Origin of the sequence: Bremerella sp. JC817 (genome assembly GCF_040718835.1) — a bacterium.
GTDB lineage: Bacteria > Planctomycetota > Planctomycetia > Pirellulales > Pirellulaceae > Bremerella.
The window spans coordinates 1-338 of record NZ_JBFEFG010000061.1 but is presented as its reverse complement, the minus strand read 5'-3'; the positions used below and the strand labels follow the sequence as shown (position 1 = coordinate 338).

Here is a 338-nt window from a genome sequence, read left to right as displayed (position 1 = left end):
CCGATCAGGCAATGGTTGGGTTCGAGTGCGACTTGCGGGACCTGCCGCCCTTCGCGATTCGTCGGGGACGAGCGCAGGAACAGGGCCGCAACGATCGCTCCGACCAGCAGCGTCGCAAGGATCCCGGCGATTGCCATGCCGACGGCGCCTCCGGGGAAGCCTCGCCCGGCACGGACCGGCGAGGCTGCGATGGAGGGCTCGGTACCGGCAATGGCGGACGCTTCGCCCGCAGCCTCACTTCCGACCGGAGTTCCGTCCCGGTTGACCTTGCGCCGGTCGGGATAGGCCTTCTCGCGCGAAGCGAGTTTCAGATTGTACGTTCCGGACGGAAGGAACAC

At 67.5% G+C, this 338-nt stretch carries 1 protein-coding gene; it reads right to left on the bottom strand.

The features are described from left to right. Window positions 1–338, bottom strand: a 338-nt coding sequence (locus tag AB1L30_RS00285) for a hypothetical protein (RefSeq protein ID WP_367011362.1), incomplete at both ends; no start/stop codon positions are given.